Source organism: Ruegeria sp. YTSC002 (assembly GCF_059609845.1).
In genome coordinates this window covers 26,327-41,464 of record NZ_JBXWML010000002.1, presented here as the reverse complement: position 1 = coordinate 41,464, position 15,138 = coordinate 26,327, and the positions used below count along the sequence as shown (strand labels likewise).

Here is a 15,138-nt window from a genome sequence, read left to right as displayed (position 1 = left end):
GGCCTTATCCATTTTCCATTTGATGACGCAGGGCGGTTGACACGATGTCGCGCCATTCGCCCGATTGCTGCATGATTGCCAGACCCTGATTCAGCGTCTCGAGGATCGCTTCCCCATCAGGATTATCTTTGTGGGTCATGACGTTAAGCGACTTGATGGCCGCTAGGTTGGGGTTTTCGATAATCCGGTGCTTGTACCCAAGCCGATCTATTGCCTCGGCTGCCAGATGTGCCTCGATGGCGACGATATCTGCGGTGCCATCCATCAGAGCGTGAAAGCAATCATCCGGAGACGTCGGACGCAGAAGTTTGATGACCGGTTCGTACAGGCTGACCGCGTCCATGTGTGACAAGGACCAACCCTCCGGCCGGCAGATCGTTGCACCGGCAAAATCGGCATAGGTCAGCGTCTGTTCATAGCCGGAACCTTCCCGGGCGAAGAACGTATCCACAACCTCGTAGAACGGGTTTGAGAAATTGTAGGTCTCGCACCGGTTGCGATCATCTTCCGACAGTGCAACGGCCTCTTCGCAATTGGGGCGCGACCAGGGGAAGGTGGCGTCAAATGCAAGTGTCGGCATCAACAGGTCCAGATGGGATGACCAGTCATTCACGAACTGAATCTTGTAGGCCTGTTCAGGAGCGGCACGAAACATCGCTGTCTCGACCAGATGGGTATAGAGCCCCCTATTGGGCAGAGATTCATCGGTGAACGGAGCGTAGTTCCCGCCAGTGATCAACAGCAATTGCCGGTCCCGGATTTCGGGCCGTTCACCCGTTCCGGCATTCCGGATCAAAGCGGCAGCTTCCGCACGGGCGGCTTCGATCTCTTCCTTGGCAGCCGCCCGCGCTGCAACGACGGCCTCTTCACTCGCCTTCTTTGCCTCGGCTTCCGCTTCGGCAACGCGGGCTTCCGCTTCGGCCACGGCTTTCTCGGCGCGCTCTTCTGCGGCTTTTACCAGCTCTGCCGCCATTTCGGCAGCCAGCCGCTCTGCCTCGGTGTCAGCCAGCGCCGGAGCCCGCCCGACATCTTCCAGACATGGCAGTTCCAGAACGTCGCCGACGCGGATGATATTGGGGTTGGAACCGATAACATCCCGGTTCGCGTCGAAAATGATGCGAAAGTCTTCGGTCGCATACACTTCGATTGCCAATTCCCGTAAGCTATCGCCGCGTTGAATTTCATAACTTGAACATGCCTCTTGCGCAGATGCCGCGCCCGTGGCGGCAGCAAGGGCAAGGCTTGATATGAGTAAGTGCTTTTTCATGGGTCCTGTTGCTTTGCCTGTTTAGGTGCTTGTAAGTTTCGCCACTGCGATAGAAAGATTGTCCTGATCAGGGTCACCCTTGGCCTGCACGGCCCTCAGCAATGCTTCGGCAATGTCTTGTGCCAGCCCCTGTTGGTGATCCCGCAGAATGTCCTGAATTTCGGCGTCGCTGATGTACTGCAACCCATCACTTCCAAGGATCAGGACATCGGCAGGCGAGACGATCAATGGATCTTCCGGGCAATCCACTTTGGGAATGGCCCCGCCCATGACCACGGACGTCAATTGATTGCGGTCCATTTCCCGGGCTTCCGCTTCAGTAATCTTGCCTGAAGCCAATTTCGAAGCAATCACGGGTGCCATCGAGTGGTCTTCGTTGACCTGCGTCAACGCTCCATCTCGGAACAGGTAAAGAGGGCTGTCGCCGATCGAAATCCAGAACACACGCCGCCCCAGAAAAAGGACGCCCAGCATGGTTGACCCCATGTTGAACCCCTGGCCCCGGGCCTCGGTGTAGTTGGCGATCGCGGCATTGGCTTGCATGGCGGCCAAAGGAAGCGCATCCATCGCGGATCCTTCGTTGAGGGTTTCTGCCTCAAGTTCTGCGTCCAGCGCGTCGCGCCATGCGGCCACTACCATTTCCGACGCTATTTCGCCCGCTTCATGGCCACCCATGCCGTCTGCAATCACAACATAACCCGCGTCCGACGCATCAAACATGCGGGCCGCAATCGCGTCTTCCTGCGTTTCCCGCTGACCCTGGTTCAGGATCAGCGCAACATCATATGCCGGAGTTGCCAGCATCAATCAGGAATCCCGCCAATCAAAACCGTCGTCACAGAAGGCCATGAACCGGATCGAGGTTTCGCTGATGCGGATCAGGTCTCCGCTGGACAGGGCCACGGTGCTGAGAACGGGCTTGCCGTTCAGACGAACGAGATTGGCCTTGCCGCCATGGCCCAGATAGCACTTCCGGTCCTCGGGGTCGTAGGCGATCACGGCATGGTTCGAGCGCGAAATGCCGGTATCGCCGAAATCCAACTGAATGGCCTGGTCATCGTTGCGCCCGATTTGCATCAGGCCTTCGGTCAGCGTAATGCTTGAACCCCGTCCCGGACCTGCTGTTACCACCAGCCAGCCCACCGGGAACGTCGCTTGTGTCGCTTCTGCTTTTGCCAGGGGTTCGGAGGATTCGATCAGGTCCTGAACATGCGTATCGGCGCGCTCAAATCCAAGAAATGTCGTCTTGACCCGTGAGCGGCGATCCTCGACCGGGGCTGGGGCTGGTTCAACCTGCTCAATCACAGGCTCAGCCGTGTCTTCGACCTGCTTCGCTTCCGCAACCGCAGCTTCCGCGGCCTCAACCTCGACGACTTCCGGCCCGGTAGGTTCGGACACGACCTGGGCCGTTGTTTCCTCTGGCGGTGTTTCAGGGGGTGTTTCCGTCACATGCAGGGTGACAACCTGCTCGACCTCAACCGGTTCTTCGGCAGGCTCTTCCGCCAGAACGTTTTTCAGAGCGTCTTCTTCTTCCGGCGTGTCTTCCTCCTCCGAACTGTCCTCGGCAAAGATCGATTCCTCGGGTTCGGTCACTGCCTCCGGCTCGGCCTCGTCGAACTCGGGCATCTTTTCTTCGGGGATCAACTCATCCGTTTCCTCATAGGAATCGGATGTCATGTTTCCACCGGCCAATGCGGCGCGCAGCGCGTTGAAATCCGCAATGGGTTCCTGCTTTGCTTCTTCGCTTTCTGCGGCATCTACTGCAGTCGTGTTCTCGGCAACGTCTTCTTCTTTGGATTTGCCGGCACCTTCGAGAAGCCGGCTCAGAGGGCTTTTGTATTTGAACATGGTGTCGACACCTTCAAGTTATTGACGCAGACAATCCGCGTCGTAAGCTGCTACTGTTCCCTGCACGTCAGCGCAGAGCCACTCAATGGATACCCATGGGAACTGGTACATTCTGCGGCGGGCCGGTTCCCGCCAGGGTGGCAAAGCTGGATGCCACCCTCAGCAAACACACACTGGCAGATCACTTTCGAACCGGTCAGATTACTCCTGTGCAAGCTGCATGGTGGCGGCCGTCTCGGCCCCATTGCGCAACACTGTCAGTTTTGCCTCAGACTGCTCGCTTGAAACGAGTGCGGCCAGCATCTCATCAAGGCTTTCCGAGCCGTCAAATGTAATGCCGGAAAGGCTTTCATTCAGCAGGACATCGCCTTTTTGCAGGTTTCCTGCCGCTTCAGCCGGAACTGCGTTCACCCTTGTTTGCCATCCGGCGTCGCCATCGGCGCTGACGGTAAAGGTGTAACCATTTTCCAAGCCAACGGATCGTATGGCGGGAAGGGCCAACAAGCCGTTTTGCGCCCGGGTCTGACCCAGCGGGCGATAGCGGGCTGCAACCCTTGTGTACCCATCGGTGTCGACTTTCAGGTTATCCAGAACCTGCGCCGCAAAAGAAACATCCTGACGGACCGGGCGGCCATTCAGGGTATAGATGACAGCGCCACGCTGCACCCAATCGCCGATCACGCTCATGTCCTGATCGGCGTCCACCCCCGTAACTGCAATCGTGGCTCCGGTCGAGCCGCGGCGGCGGGATGTCTGGAAGGGGATATCGACATCCCAATGCGCAAACGCCACCTGCTGTTCCGCCGGAACACCGGCGTTGGCAATTGCATCAGTCGCAGGTGTCTCAATCTCAGACACTGCTGCAATTTCAGTCGCTTCTTCCGGCTGTGACGGAACCTCGGAACGTACAGTGTCTGCGGAGGCTGTTTCTGTGGCAGCTGGCTCCGCAGGTACTGGTTGTGCCTGCTCGACAGGCTCTTCCGGTTTGGGTTCGAGGGCGACGGCCACTTCGGGTTCGGTGGCCTCCGTGACAGAAGGATCGGTAGCGGGCGACTCTGCCTCGGCGGATTGTACGTCTGCCGCGGGCTGCGCGACCGGTGTTTCTGCCTGGTCTTCTGTCTTGTCGCCGGACATCACAAAGAAACCGCCCGCGGCCAAAGCAACTGCAACAACAGCCGCGCCTGCAATCAACTTGCCGCTGCCGCCGGACCCGCTCTGAACCACTGTATCGACAGCGACCGGGGTTTCCTCTTTCTTTGAAATCTTGGACAGATCGCCATCTTTTTTGTCTTCGTTGCCAAGAACGATGTCCGAGTTTCCGGCCAGCAGGGCCGTAACTACGGCTTCGGCGTTTTCGCTTTCGGCCTTGATCCGAGCCTTTTCTGCCTCTTTGTCTTTGCGATCCATGCCGACAATCACGGACACGGGACGATAGGCGAAAGTGTCAAACATGACACCGGGGCCGCGGAACATGCGCAACCAATCCAATGCGGATTGAAGACGATCCGTGGCGTGAACTTCCATCGCCTTGTCAACCGCCTCAAGGAACCCGTCTGGGTATCCTTCGAACCGACCGGTCAGTGGCGTGTAGGGGTCATCCTGCCCGTTGTTGAACGCGTTCAGGCGGCTCTGGCCGTCGATGGGGCGTTCACCGCTGATCGCGTGATAAAGCGTGGCGGCCAGAACATAGAGATCGCTGCTGGGCCCTTGATCCGCGCCCCGGACATAGAATTCGTGCGGAGAATATCCATCCTTGATGACGCGCAGGGTCAACAATGCTGCCGACTTGTTCGCCGCTTGCTCACGTGCGGCGCCAAAATCAATCAGGACGGGGTCTCCGTTTTCATCAATCAGAATGTTGTCCGGTGAAATGTCCCGATGCAACATGCCGCTCTGGTGAATGAAAGATACCGCGGACAGCATTTTTTCGGTGACCTGAACGATGAAATCCGGGCCGCCGTCATTTTCCGGGTTTTCCACGTAATCCAGCAGGTCGCACCCACGGATGAGATCCATTGCGATATAGGCGGTGTCGTTGTCTTCGAACACCTGGTGTACGTCCACGATATTGGGATGTACCAGGCGCGCATGATTGCGCGCTTCCTGAATAAAGAGGTCAATGATCGAGCGCAGGTCGTCCTTGTAGGATGGATCATTGGGCTCAACCAGATCACCGTTGCGTCGGCACAGCGCACCGGGGAAGCACTCTTTGATGACGACGTCGCGCTCCAGGCTGTCGCGCGCCAGGTAAGTGATCCCAAATCCACCGTTGCTGAGATAGCGGAGGATTTCATACTGCCCGCGCAACAGCTTTGCGCCTGGCTGCAATCCCTCAATTTTTGGTTCGTCGTGCGTCGCACCGACAGCCTGGTTGTGGCTCATTTCAATCCGCCCGTTCTATTCATTTTGCGGCTTAGAAAAACCGGGCCGACAGCCCACGAACTCACAACCAAAAACAACCGCAGGACACTTGAGAACGGTTAGACGTTTCAAATTTGACTTTATTGGGGCCGCCTGATGGCTTCACTATGGATCGTTTTCTGTGAGATGGCAGATATTGTTCACAGATGGGTTGCGGCCACTACATATAGATCTGCGATATGGACTAATTGAAAACTGAAACCCCAAATCAAGCGTGTTGGTCCACGAATTCGAAACAATAAAGGGCCGATTCCTCGGCCCTTCGAATCGCTGCAATGCAGCTCAATCTTGACGGGAAGACGTCAGGTGCCGGTCTTCGGTTGTGCTACCGCAACCGTGCTACCAGCCCAGGCAAGGTTGTCGCCCAGCTGCGCCAGAATGCTGATTGCGTCCTTCAACGGCGCGTCTCCGCTTTCGAATTGCAGCAACAAAAGCAAATCTGTCGCCTTTTCAAATTCTGCAGGAATCCAATCAGCTTCGGGGTCGATTTCGCCACCTTGTTCCAGCCGTTCCGCAAAATCTTCGACGATCTCCTGACAGCTGTTCAGAAAAACGGCCGGTTCGATGTCAGAAGTTTCCCGTAAATCTTCATAGATGCTTGCTATTGCGGCCAGCCAGTCCTCGAGAATGGGATTGTTCAATGGGGGCAGGGCAGATTCCAGCGTTGACTGCATCGATGCGGTATCATTCGACACAGGCTCTGGCTCTGCACCCTTTAGCGCCTCAAGATAAGGCAGGAAGTCCTGCTGCAAATCTTTCCGCGCAGCCTCGAGATCGCCGCGACGCCGGTCGGAGGCCGCTTCCAGCACGTGTTCCGCAAGGTTCTGTCCGCCGCAGGTTTCCCAAAGCGCAAAGTCGGGCTCGGGCTCCTGCGCCATGGCACGCACCGCAACCGGCGTACCAATTGGGACAACAGCGCGGAACATTCCTTCCTTTTCCTTGTTCAAACGCGCAAGGACGCGGTCCAGGGCACCCTGAACCGGTGGCAGATCAGCATGTGTAACGGCCAGCAGGCTGTTGGCCCGCAATTCGGGGGGCACCTGGGACCACAGGTGGCGCTCGGTCTCGCGCCAGGCATTGGTTCCATTTGTGCACCAGATGGCACAATCGACGAATTTCAGCAGATCCAAAGTCGGCTTGTAGGTATCATCGAGAGCACCCGAGCCCGGAAGATCAAATAGCGATATTTCCTTCAGAGCCGGTGTATTGATACCGACCGATATGAAATCGGGCTCTTCCTGGGCGGCTTTTTCCAGCACTATGCCTGAATAGGTCTTTGGCTCCCTGTTCCACCAACCGACAGTCGTTTCAGGCGCTTCCGCGTAGGCGACGATCACCAGAGGCAATTTCAGATGCTGCGGGCCGGTTGGCAGAATGTCCGCGCCAGCCAGCATGTTCGCCAGACTTGACTTGCCTGCGCCGAATTCCCCGGCGAAACCGATATTGACCGCATTTGACAGACGTTCGGCGTGGGACAGAGCCCGCGCGCGCATATCCTCCAACGCCGCGTCCGGCGTCAGGTTTTCAGTTGCGGTCAGGAAGCGCTCCAGTTGGCGTACTTCCTTTTCAGTTCCGGGAAATTCAATCATTCCGCAGCCTTTGCTTGTCTTTCATCCGCATCGGGTGTTCCAAAAACCGTCTCCAGCTCGGCTGCAATGCGACGCGCCCTGTCAAATGCACCTTGTGCCTCCGCCTGGGCGTTCAGTTCTCCTGAGTTGGAACGGTGTTCAAGATGACCGGCCAGAAGGGCCATATAGTGGTCCAGAACCGTGTTCAGCCGTTCCAACAGATCGTCGCGAGTCGTGTCGATCAGGTCATCCCCGATCAGCTCGAATTCCTGCACGATCAGCCGTTCTGCACGCGCCACAACGCTATTGCGCGAGATCAGACGCGACAACCAGTTTACACGCAATTCAACGGTAATGCCACGGGTCAGGGCGGTGGTGTCCGGCCGGAACCAACGTACAGCACTGGTGTTCATGCGATTGTCGACCGGCTCTTGCCATCCCGGCAATGCCCGCAAGGCGGCATTGCAATGCATGTCGATCGCGTAAAGCTCGCTGAGCATGCGCTGCCGAACAACTTGCGATGCCCCCTGTACCAGTTCACGCATACGTTCGCGCAATGGTGTAAAATTGAGCTCGGTCTCTCCACCTTTTGCCAGCAGAGGCGACTGGCCGTCCGGCCCGCGCACAACGATAGCCACCGATTCCGAGACAGTGTCATCCATGACCCCGCGCAGATTCGACAGGACATCATCCATGTCACGCGTGATCTCCTGCGTTTTTTCAGCAATCAGCTTGCGCAGGTCGCCAAGTGTCTTGTCGCTTTCATCGGCATTTCGAACATCCAAGCCGTCTTCATCTTGAAGCGCCCGCAAACGAACCTGAGAGCGCTCAAGCTCTCCGCGCGCGAAGCTGTCGAGATGTTGCCAGGCCATCCGCAACTGTTCGTTGATCGGTCCGTCCGTCAAAGCCTGGGTGACATGACGGCGCAGATCGGGCAGGCCGGACGCGATCATTGCGGCAAAGCGCAGAACCGCTTCGCGGCTGATCGGTCCGGGGCCTTGTTTGATCTCGGCCACACCCTTGAGGTATTGCTGCATCTGTTCCGGGTGGGCGCGCAGCCATGCCAGAACGTGGTCGTGGTTCACCCCTGTTTCATCACCGGTCAAAGCATAGTGCGCCCATTGCGCGCTGCCCATCAGGACATCGATGTTCGAGTTGCCGAGCGCCTTTTCCAACCCGTCCAATACGTCCAGACGAACCTTGGCAGCGTCTTCGGCGCCGCCGCCCAGTTCATCCACTCGGTTGATAAACACGACGATCTGCCCAAGTTCCAGCGCTTGCATCAACCGGAACAGTTTCAGATCCGCGCGCGACAATGCCTGATGCGCGGACAGAACCACCACAAAGAAATCGGATTCCTTCAGATACTGTCGTGAAATTTCTTCGCGGATCAGCAGAGGGTCATTCACGCCGGGCGTGTCAGTAACCGTCAGTGGAAACGGAAAATGGCCCAATTCAAAATAGACCTCGGCCTTGCGGGTGATGTCGCTGTAAAGCCCGCGATCACTGCCCGGATCCAAAGCCCCGTCCTCGGACGGATCATCCCCGGCACAGACATATCTGGCCAGGTCATCTGACGTCAGTTCGTCCAGATCGTGCTGTTGGCCCAGCAGCTGCTCATAGCTGTCACCCAGACGCCGACGCGCCCGGACCTTCATGGCCTCGACCTGTTCCTCGATCATCTCGCGCTTGTAACTGTCCTCGTCATCGGGAAACATGTTGCGCAGTTCTTCACCTTCGGCGATCAGCGATTGCCATTGGTAATTGTCGAAGAAATGGAATTCGGCACCTTGCGTCCTGCCGGACGGGTGCCCGAAGTGCATATCGGTGATAACAGTTGTCCACGGGTTGACATCCGAAGGCAAATACTCTGCCTGACCGGTGAAGCCGTTGATCAGACGCGACTTTCCAGCCTTGATTTGCCCGACAAACGCAATTGACGGTTTCAGATTGCTAAGATCACCAATGATGCGGGAAATGAACTGGCGCGTTTCATCGTTGCTGATCCCGTTCATTTCTTCTGCTATGCGAATAAGTTCGCGGCGATGTGTTTCACTCATTACTCATTACCCTGGCTACAATAAAAAACAGATTGAAGTAGTCGAAAATTTGAATTCAACGGAGGCAATCATTTCTCTGCCTCCTGCAAAGAGGTCCACAGATTGACGACCGCCCCCAGTTTGCGGGCTTCGTGGATGGCGACCGCGATCTGACCACCGTCGCTCAAGACGGCCAGACCGGCCCCTTTACCGCCCGATGGCCGCATGACAATCAGTTGCGGGTCTTCACTCTCATGCTGAGAATCACCATCCCAGCCGGCAAGATCAGCCACAAAACGGGCCAGCGTTTCCTGGTCGGGATACATCGGCTCAGATGGCTTGCATACGCCTTCCAAAAGCGGTGCGGCTTCGTCCGACCTGTCCACGAACACACGCCCCGAGGCGAAGCGGCTCGACGCTTCAAAAAAACGTTGGGGAAGTGTTTCCGCTGCATCAGGAGTTGCCTCGGCGGGCGGAAAGTCATCAACAGGTTTCTCAGTGCTCGGGACGACGGATACAATCGGTTCGGACGGAAGCTCGATGGCGGCGCAGGCGTTCTCGATTTCGCTGAAGGTGATACCTACCTCATCCACTTCAAGCGCTGTGTCCGGCCTGCCCGACGTCAACTCAAGCGGGGCAGGCGAGGCCGAGATCTCCGACACCAATCCAGCCAGCTTCTCGATCAGTTCGGCGCGTGGTTCCGTTTCAAAGTCCGGAACCTCACCTGCCGGTACCTTGAAGACATCCGTGATCCGAGAGCTGTTCACCTCGATTGCCAGACAATCCCCGTTTGCGGCGGTAAATTCCAACCGGCGTGGCAATACTGTGCCGCGGATTGCCCGCAATACCGCAGACCGGCGCGCGGCCGCTGTTTCCCCTGCGATCCTTACGGTCGGAGACAGCCGTGCGACCGAGGTCCGCCTGATATCTTCAAGCAGGTCGAGAATGTCCGTGTCCATCATGCCGTGACCCCCTCTGGTCCCGTTCAAACCGCAGCCGCGACCGGCCCCAGACTGAGATGTGATTTGGTAAGCGCCAGTCCGACATTCGCACTGTTGCGACAGATGTAGCAGACCACATGATCAGGATATTCCTTGGTCCGCAAAAAGATGTTCAGCCTATCCTTGAAAAAAACGGCGACTTCCCCGAAACCAGCGTTTTCTTCGTCCGCACTACCAGCCTGACGCAAGAGCGCTTCAAAGGCTGCAACCCCTTGCCCCTGAAACAGATTGGCCACAGCCACCGCCAAAACATCCAACGAATCCGCGCAGTCAGGATCAGAAACAGAGCTGCCCAAAAGCATCCCTGTCTCCATGTCGATATACCCGGCTGCAATACAGTCGGGTATCGTTTCCATGGCGGAGTTCAGTGCGGTTTGAATAGACATCTAAGCCATTGTTTTCATTTATTAGTTTCTCACTACTTCGATTCGGGCGCCCTTACAATACATGCCATTCAGCGCCGCTGTTTTCTTTGGCTTTCGGAATGGCTCGAAGTGCCTCTTTGGTCTGCTTTTCGTTGTGTTCTATGGCGATCTGATCGAACTCGGCCAGAAAAGCCTTGAATACGTTCTTCAGCCCTTCTGCATCCTGCGGCAGGTCTTCATTTCTCGAAACCTCCTGCCACATATCCGACGCGCTGAGGGGCGATCCAACCGCAACTTCGGGCAGGCCACCCAGCGTGGCAACGTTTCTTTCAACTGCATCAACCTGTTCGGTGGTGGCCGCTTCGATCAAACCGCTGGTTTCGGGTTCCGGCTCATAGTCATCCGCATTGTTGCCGGTTTGCGCGGCCATCAATGCCGTGATCGAGGATACGGAAACCTCTATGCCGCGATCTTCCGCCAAATCGGCCTGCTTGGATTCCTCGTCTTCCCCATCCGGCACGATCGAGGTCTCTTGCATCGAAGTGTTCAGCGAGGCGATCACATCATCGGACTCGTCAACAGCCGCAAGAGGCGCGGGGCTGATTTCAGCATCCTCCAGGGCGCTCGGGGCATCATCCAATGAGTCTTCCAGATCGGCGTCAACGGACAGCTCGAATTCGTCTTCGTCATCCTCAAGGCCCGCGACATTCGTCAATTCCAGCGGATCGTTCGACGTGTCCTTGAACAAGGAACGCAGATCATCGCTTGTGTCGGGTTCAACGGGCAACGGTACCGGCTCTGACGTCATCTCTGCGCGCAGCCGTTCAGCCTCTTCCGCATCGATCCGAACCCGCTCGGCCTCATCCGAGCGCCGCTCGACCCGGGCAGGCCGTACCGGGAAGCTGGTTACAACTGTTTCGCCTTCAGCGTTCGACTGCCCGGCGGACTCAAGCGGGTTTACCAACCTCAAGGGTGTGGCTTCGTCTTTGGCTGTCGGCTCGTTTGATGAACGGGCAGGGCGCAAAGGTTTGACTTTGGGTGCGTCGGCCTGGCTCTTGTCGATCTGGTACCGAGCCAGCTGGTCGGCGCGGTTGTCCATAATCTGTTCCGTGATCTCCAGGAAGCTGTCGATCATCTTGCCTCCGCCGCTGCGTGACCACATCTCGGCATCGCCTGTCTTGTCCCGGGCAGTGATCGCGTCGCGAGCCGAGAACAGAATGGACCGATTGAACAGGTGACCCGCCTCGCGGTTAACGCGGCGCAGTACTTTTTGGCGGTCTTTGAGGCTCAGGGCATCTGCCCGCGTCACCAAAAGCAAAGAATTGTGCTGCAACCGTTCGGGCAGGGAAACCCATGTCGCGCGTTCGGTTTCGCGCCAGGCTTGTGTCGCGTGGGTACACCACAAGACGCCGTTTGCCTGACCCACCGCACGTTGCCATACATCCGTCGAGATCTTGGGATCCGAAATACCGGGCGTGTCGATCAGGTCGACAGCTTCCAGAATATCGGCCTCAAGGAAGATACGAATGAACTGTGCGTCATTGACGCCAACGGTTTCAAGCTGATCCAGCTCGATCAGTTCGATACTTCCATCATGACGTTTGATATAGGGCGCCTGATTGCCCCAGCTAAACCAGACCGGTGGCAACTGGGTTGCCGTCACCTGCGTCGGCAAGGTCTGCGTCCGCAGCAAAAAGTTCATCAACGTGGACTTCCCGGCGCTGAATTCGCCCATCAGGGCGAAAACCGGCTTGCGGCGGGACCACTGCTCGATGCGTTCCCATGCCTTCGGTGAAACAAAGCGTGTTTGTGTATCTTTTGCCATTTTTCTACTTATGCCGCTTCGTTGCTTAGATCTTTCAGTATGTCGCCCAGAATCTCGTCCTTGGATTTCTGAGGCTGCAAACCCGCCATCGCTGCCGCAGTCTGACCCGGATTCTTGTCGGCAGCAGACGAGATGCTCAGCAGGGTTTCCTTCTGCTCACGCAGGAAATCCGTAAGAATCGCACGGACGTTTTCCAGCACCGCTGCAATCTGGTTTTCCTCGATATCCTTGGTGATCGAATTTGCCTCGGACGCGATCAGCCGCGTGTAATCCGCCGCGTATGCCTCAAACCCCTTTCGGCGTTGCCACCAACGTCGCCACCAAGTGCTTTGCAAGTCCAGTGCAATCGTCCGGCCGATACCCAGAGGTGGCGGAACACGGGGAACAATGGGTGCTTCGATGCTGAATTCGCCCAGATGGTTGCCAAGTATTTTGTGATAAAGCGCCTCAACATCCGCAGCGGCGGTTGCATACAACGCCCCGGCGTCTTTTCGCATGGCGCGGGCAAAACTGAAATAGGCAGCCTTTTGCAACGTCCGCAAACCTGCGGGATCGTATTGCCACGTGCCTTGTTCGCCATTTTTTTCAAGATGCGCGATCAGAGAGTCCGTCGCGCGTTTGACGAAATTGTCCTCGGCTGACTTCAGACGCTCCAACACTTTGCCGCGCAACGCATTTGTCAACTCGGCTGCTTTCTTTTCGTATTCAGCTGACACCGTGTTTATCGCTTCTTCGGGCGACACGCCGTCAAGATCCCGTGCAACGCCTTCGCCTTCCGACAGATTCTTGGCAACCGCAGTCGCGCGGATCTGACTGGCAATGTTACGGGCCCGATGGCGGACGCGGTCCATCAGGCGCGCTCCGGCACCTTCCGCAATGCGCTCATTCATGGCCAGCAGCAGATCGGGCAGACCGGAAAGCGCCCAGATTTTGTCGAGCGAGGCCGCCTGATCACCGAAACCGGCCGCCAGGTAGAACGTATTCAAAGCCTGGCGCGACTCTTCTGTCAGAATATCCGGGTTCCCGGTCAACGCCGCTTCGGCCCACAACGCGCTGCCAAAAACGACGCTGGTATTGGTGTCGATATTGTTCTGTTTCAGCGTGTCCTGAATGCGGTCACGGATCTCTGGCACCTGTTTCACAGGATCGGAAAGTTCGTCGATCCGGTTGACGAACAGGATGATCTGCCGGTTCTCGAACTGCGCGATAATGCGCATCAGGGCCATGTCCATCGTCGTCAGGGCCTGGCTTGCCGCCAACACCACAACGCAGACTTCAGATCCGCGCAGGCTGCGCAGCGTGATTTGTTCGCGCACCATGAACGTATCGTTCACACCGGGTGTGTCGCACAGTTTCAGCGCGATGGGGTATTGCGGAATGTCCATATACAGTTCGGCTGATTTGGTAACATCGGCAAACCGGCCCGTTTTTGGATCAATATCGGGATCATCTTCATCGCCCAGGCAGACATAGCGCTGAATCAGTTCCTCATCGAAATGATCATACTGATGACTTTGGCCCAGGATCAGGTCGAAATGCTTGCCAAGACGTTCCTCTGACTTGGCCTTCATTTCACCGATCTGACGGCGGATGTCTTCCATCTCGTCATCTGCGCCGGCGCGATTGGCCAATTCACCAAGACGACCGCCGCCGACCATCAGGTTGTCCCATTCTTCCTGCTCGAAAAACGTGAACTTGGCCTTTGTATCACCGGGCGGGCGCGTGTTGATGTTCAGGGTCGTAACCACCGACGTCCACGGGTTGACGTCTGACGGAAGCAGGCCAGGGCGCCCGGCAAGAATATTGACGATCGAGGATTTTCCGGCCTTGACCTGGCCCACCATCGTGACGCTGGCGGTAAAATTTTCCATCCGGGTCTTGAGGGTCGCCAGCCGTGCCGAGGAGCGCGCATCAGCCACCTCAGTCAGTTGATCAATCTGAGCCGTCAGTGAAGCCATGGTCGCCGTCATCGGTGCCAGTGCTTCGTTGCCTACAGACAAAAGGTGATCGTTGCGCGCCATACTTAACCTCCGGTTCCCGTTGCAGCAATTTGGGGTTCGTGTGCAACACGCCCCGCCGGAACGCTTGTCAGAGTGTCGATTCGCGCGATCAGGTCCAATGCATTGCCCAGTATTTCGGCTTCGGCCCGGGGTGAAATGGTCTCGTACGATTTGGAATCGGCCAGAACTTCGATCGAGCTGAAGCGGTCGCCGTTTTCGAGGCATGCAACGCGGCGCCCGGTCGGGAAACCTTCGGATTTTGCGGCGGGTAACGGCATGCGGGCGTTCGCAAGCAGATAATGTTCACCCGAATGCGTTCGAAGGGAAATGCCAAAGCCTGTGGTCGGATGGTCGCGATTCAGAGTCTTGAGCTCACCAAGGAAACTCTCACGAGCGAAGAAGACGGCTTCTTGCTCGGCGGCAGCGGAGGGATTCAAATCGGTCACAGCAGAAAGCCTTGTATTGGAGTTGAGCAAAAAAACTCGTACCGGTGCCAAAGTGGCAAAAAGACTCATTAACTCCTGATAAACAACAAGTACCTTCAAGGCGGTGTTATTTTGGCGCGAATAAGATTTTTTAGCGGTTGAATTGTGGCGGCAATGTGGTCGACCTCGCATAAGAATGCCTCAACCGACGCGAGTATTTCAAAGCGGCAGAACAGACCGTGAAACGTCTGGCAAGCTTGTATGCAGGCATAGTCGGCACAGTCAAATGGGCAAAGCTGATGTCTTTTAAGGTCCATTCGAATGAATTGAGGGTTGAAAGCCTGTTGGCTTCATACTTTCAAATAAAAACAGATATTTA

At 56.7% G+C, this 15,138-nt stretch carries 11 protein-coding genes; all 11 read right to left on the bottom strand.

The features are described 5' to 3' along the window. Positions 1–4 precede the first annotated feature (4 nt). Entirely contained in the window at positions 5–1,267 is a 1,263-nt protein-coding gene (locus AC2FFD_RS05385; RefSeq protein ID WP_170345357.1) for a transporter substrate-binding domain-containing protein, read from the bottom strand. Between the two features lie 21 nt (positions 1,268–1,288). After that, complete coding sequence (locus AC2FFD_RS05380) at positions 1,289–2,071, bottom strand: PP2C family protein-serine/threonine phosphatase (protein WP_496872332.1); 783 nt, start codon at positions 2,069–2,071, stop codon at positions 1,289–1,291. Between the two features lie 3 nt (positions 2,072–2,074). Further along, positions 2,075–3,115, bottom strand: coding sequence for an FHA domain-containing protein (locus AC2FFD_RS05375; RefSeq protein WP_496872329.1), 1,041 nt, complete (start codon positions 3,113–3,115; stop codon positions 2,075–2,077). A 201-nt stretch (positions 3,116–3,316) separates the two neighbouring features. Beyond that, positions 3,317–5,497 (bottom strand): serine/threonine protein kinase, encoded by a 2,181-nt coding sequence (locus tag AC2FFD_RS05370; RefSeq protein ID WP_496872328.1) that lies wholly within the window; start codon positions 5,495–5,497, stop codon positions 3,317–3,319. Between the two features lie 341 nt (positions 5,498–5,838). Next, positions 5,839–7,125: a dynamin family protein gene (locus AC2FFD_RS05365; protein ID WP_496872325.1), complete on the bottom strand. Its 1,287-nt coding sequence runs from the start codon at positions 7,123–7,125 to the stop codon at positions 5,839–5,841. Beyond that, on the bottom strand, positions 7,122–9,164 hold the full coding sequence (locus AC2FFD_RS05360; protein ID WP_480684905.1) for a dynamin family protein: 2,043 nt from the start codon (positions 9,162–9,164) through the stop codon (positions 7,122–7,124). The genes AC2FFD_RS05365 and AC2FFD_RS05360 overlap by 4 nt, the downstream gene beginning before the upstream one ends. 68 nt (positions 9,165–9,232) lie before the next feature. Next, positions 9,233–10,105, bottom strand: coding sequence for a hypothetical protein (locus AC2FFD_RS05355; protein ID WP_480684904.1), 873 nt, complete (start codon positions 10,103–10,105; stop codon positions 9,233–9,235). A gap of 23 nt (positions 10,106–10,128) precedes the next feature. Beyond that, positions 10,129–10,500, bottom strand: a complete 372-nt coding sequence (locus tag AC2FFD_RS05350) for a hypothetical protein (RefSeq protein ID WP_480684903.1) — start codon at positions 10,498–10,500, stop codon at positions 10,129–10,131. Between the two features lie 82 nt (positions 10,501–10,582). Further along, positions 10,583–12,334 carry a dynamin family protein gene (locus AC2FFD_RS05345; protein WP_496872320.1) on the bottom strand — a complete coding sequence of 584 codons (1,752 nt, stop codon included), beginning with the start codon at positions 12,332–12,334 and terminating at the stop codon, positions 10,583–10,585. 8 nt (positions 12,335–12,342) lie between these two features. Beyond that, the gene (locus tag AC2FFD_RS05340) at positions 12,343–14,355 is read right to left on the bottom strand and encodes a dynamin family protein (RefSeq protein WP_170345366.1); all 2,013 of its coding nucleotides are present in this window, start codon (positions 14,353–14,355) and stop codon (positions 12,343–12,345) included. Between the two features lie 2 nt (positions 14,356–14,357). Beyond that, a complete protein-coding gene (locus AC2FFD_RS05335; protein WP_254439997.1) occupies positions 14,358–14,879 on the bottom strand; it encodes a hypothetical protein in 522 nt (173 codons plus the stop codon). Positions 14,880–15,138 lie beyond the last annotated feature (259 nt).

What these genes read in the sequence shown, in the direction of transcription:
- AC2FFD_RS05385 (WP_170345357.1), bottom strand. Translation starts at nt 1,267, where the DNA reads ATGAAAAAGCACTTACTCATATCAAGCCTTGCCCTTGCTGCCGCCACG.
- AC2FFD_RS05380 (WP_496872332.1), bottom strand. Translation starts at nt 2,071, where the DNA reads ATGCTGGCAACTCCGGCATATGATGTTGCGCTGATCCTGAACCAGGGT.
- AC2FFD_RS05375 (WP_496872329.1), bottom strand. Translation starts at nt 3,115, where the DNA reads ATGTTCAAATACAAAAGCCCTCTGAGCCGGCTTCTCGAAGGTGCCGGC.
- AC2FFD_RS05370 (WP_496872328.1), bottom strand. Translation starts at nt 5,497, where the DNA reads ATGAGCCACAACCAGGCTGTCGGTGCGACGCACGACGAACCAAAAATT.
- AC2FFD_RS05365 (WP_496872325.1), bottom strand. Translation starts at nt 7,125, where the DNA reads ATGATTGAATTTCCCGGAACTGAAAAGGAAGTACGCCAACTGGAGCGC.
- AC2FFD_RS05360 (WP_480684905.1), bottom strand. Translation starts at nt 9,164, where the DNA reads ATGAGTGAAACACATCGCCGCGAACTTATTCGCATAGCAGAAGAAATG.
- AC2FFD_RS05355 (WP_480684904.1), bottom strand. Translation starts at nt 10,105, where the DNA reads ATGATGGACACGGACATTCTCGACCTGCTTGAAGATATCAGGCGGACC.
- AC2FFD_RS05350 (WP_480684903.1), bottom strand. Translation starts at nt 10,500, where the DNA reads ATGGAAACGATACCCGACTGTATTGCAGCCGGGTATATCGACATGGAG.
- AC2FFD_RS05345 (WP_496872320.1), bottom strand. Translation starts at nt 12,334, where the DNA reads ATGGCAAAAGATACACAAACACGCTTTGTTTCACCGAAGGCATGGGAA.
- AC2FFD_RS05340 (WP_170345366.1), bottom strand. Translation starts at nt 14,355, where the DNA reads ATGGCGCGCAACGATCACCTTTTGTCTGTAGGCAACGAAGCACTGGCA.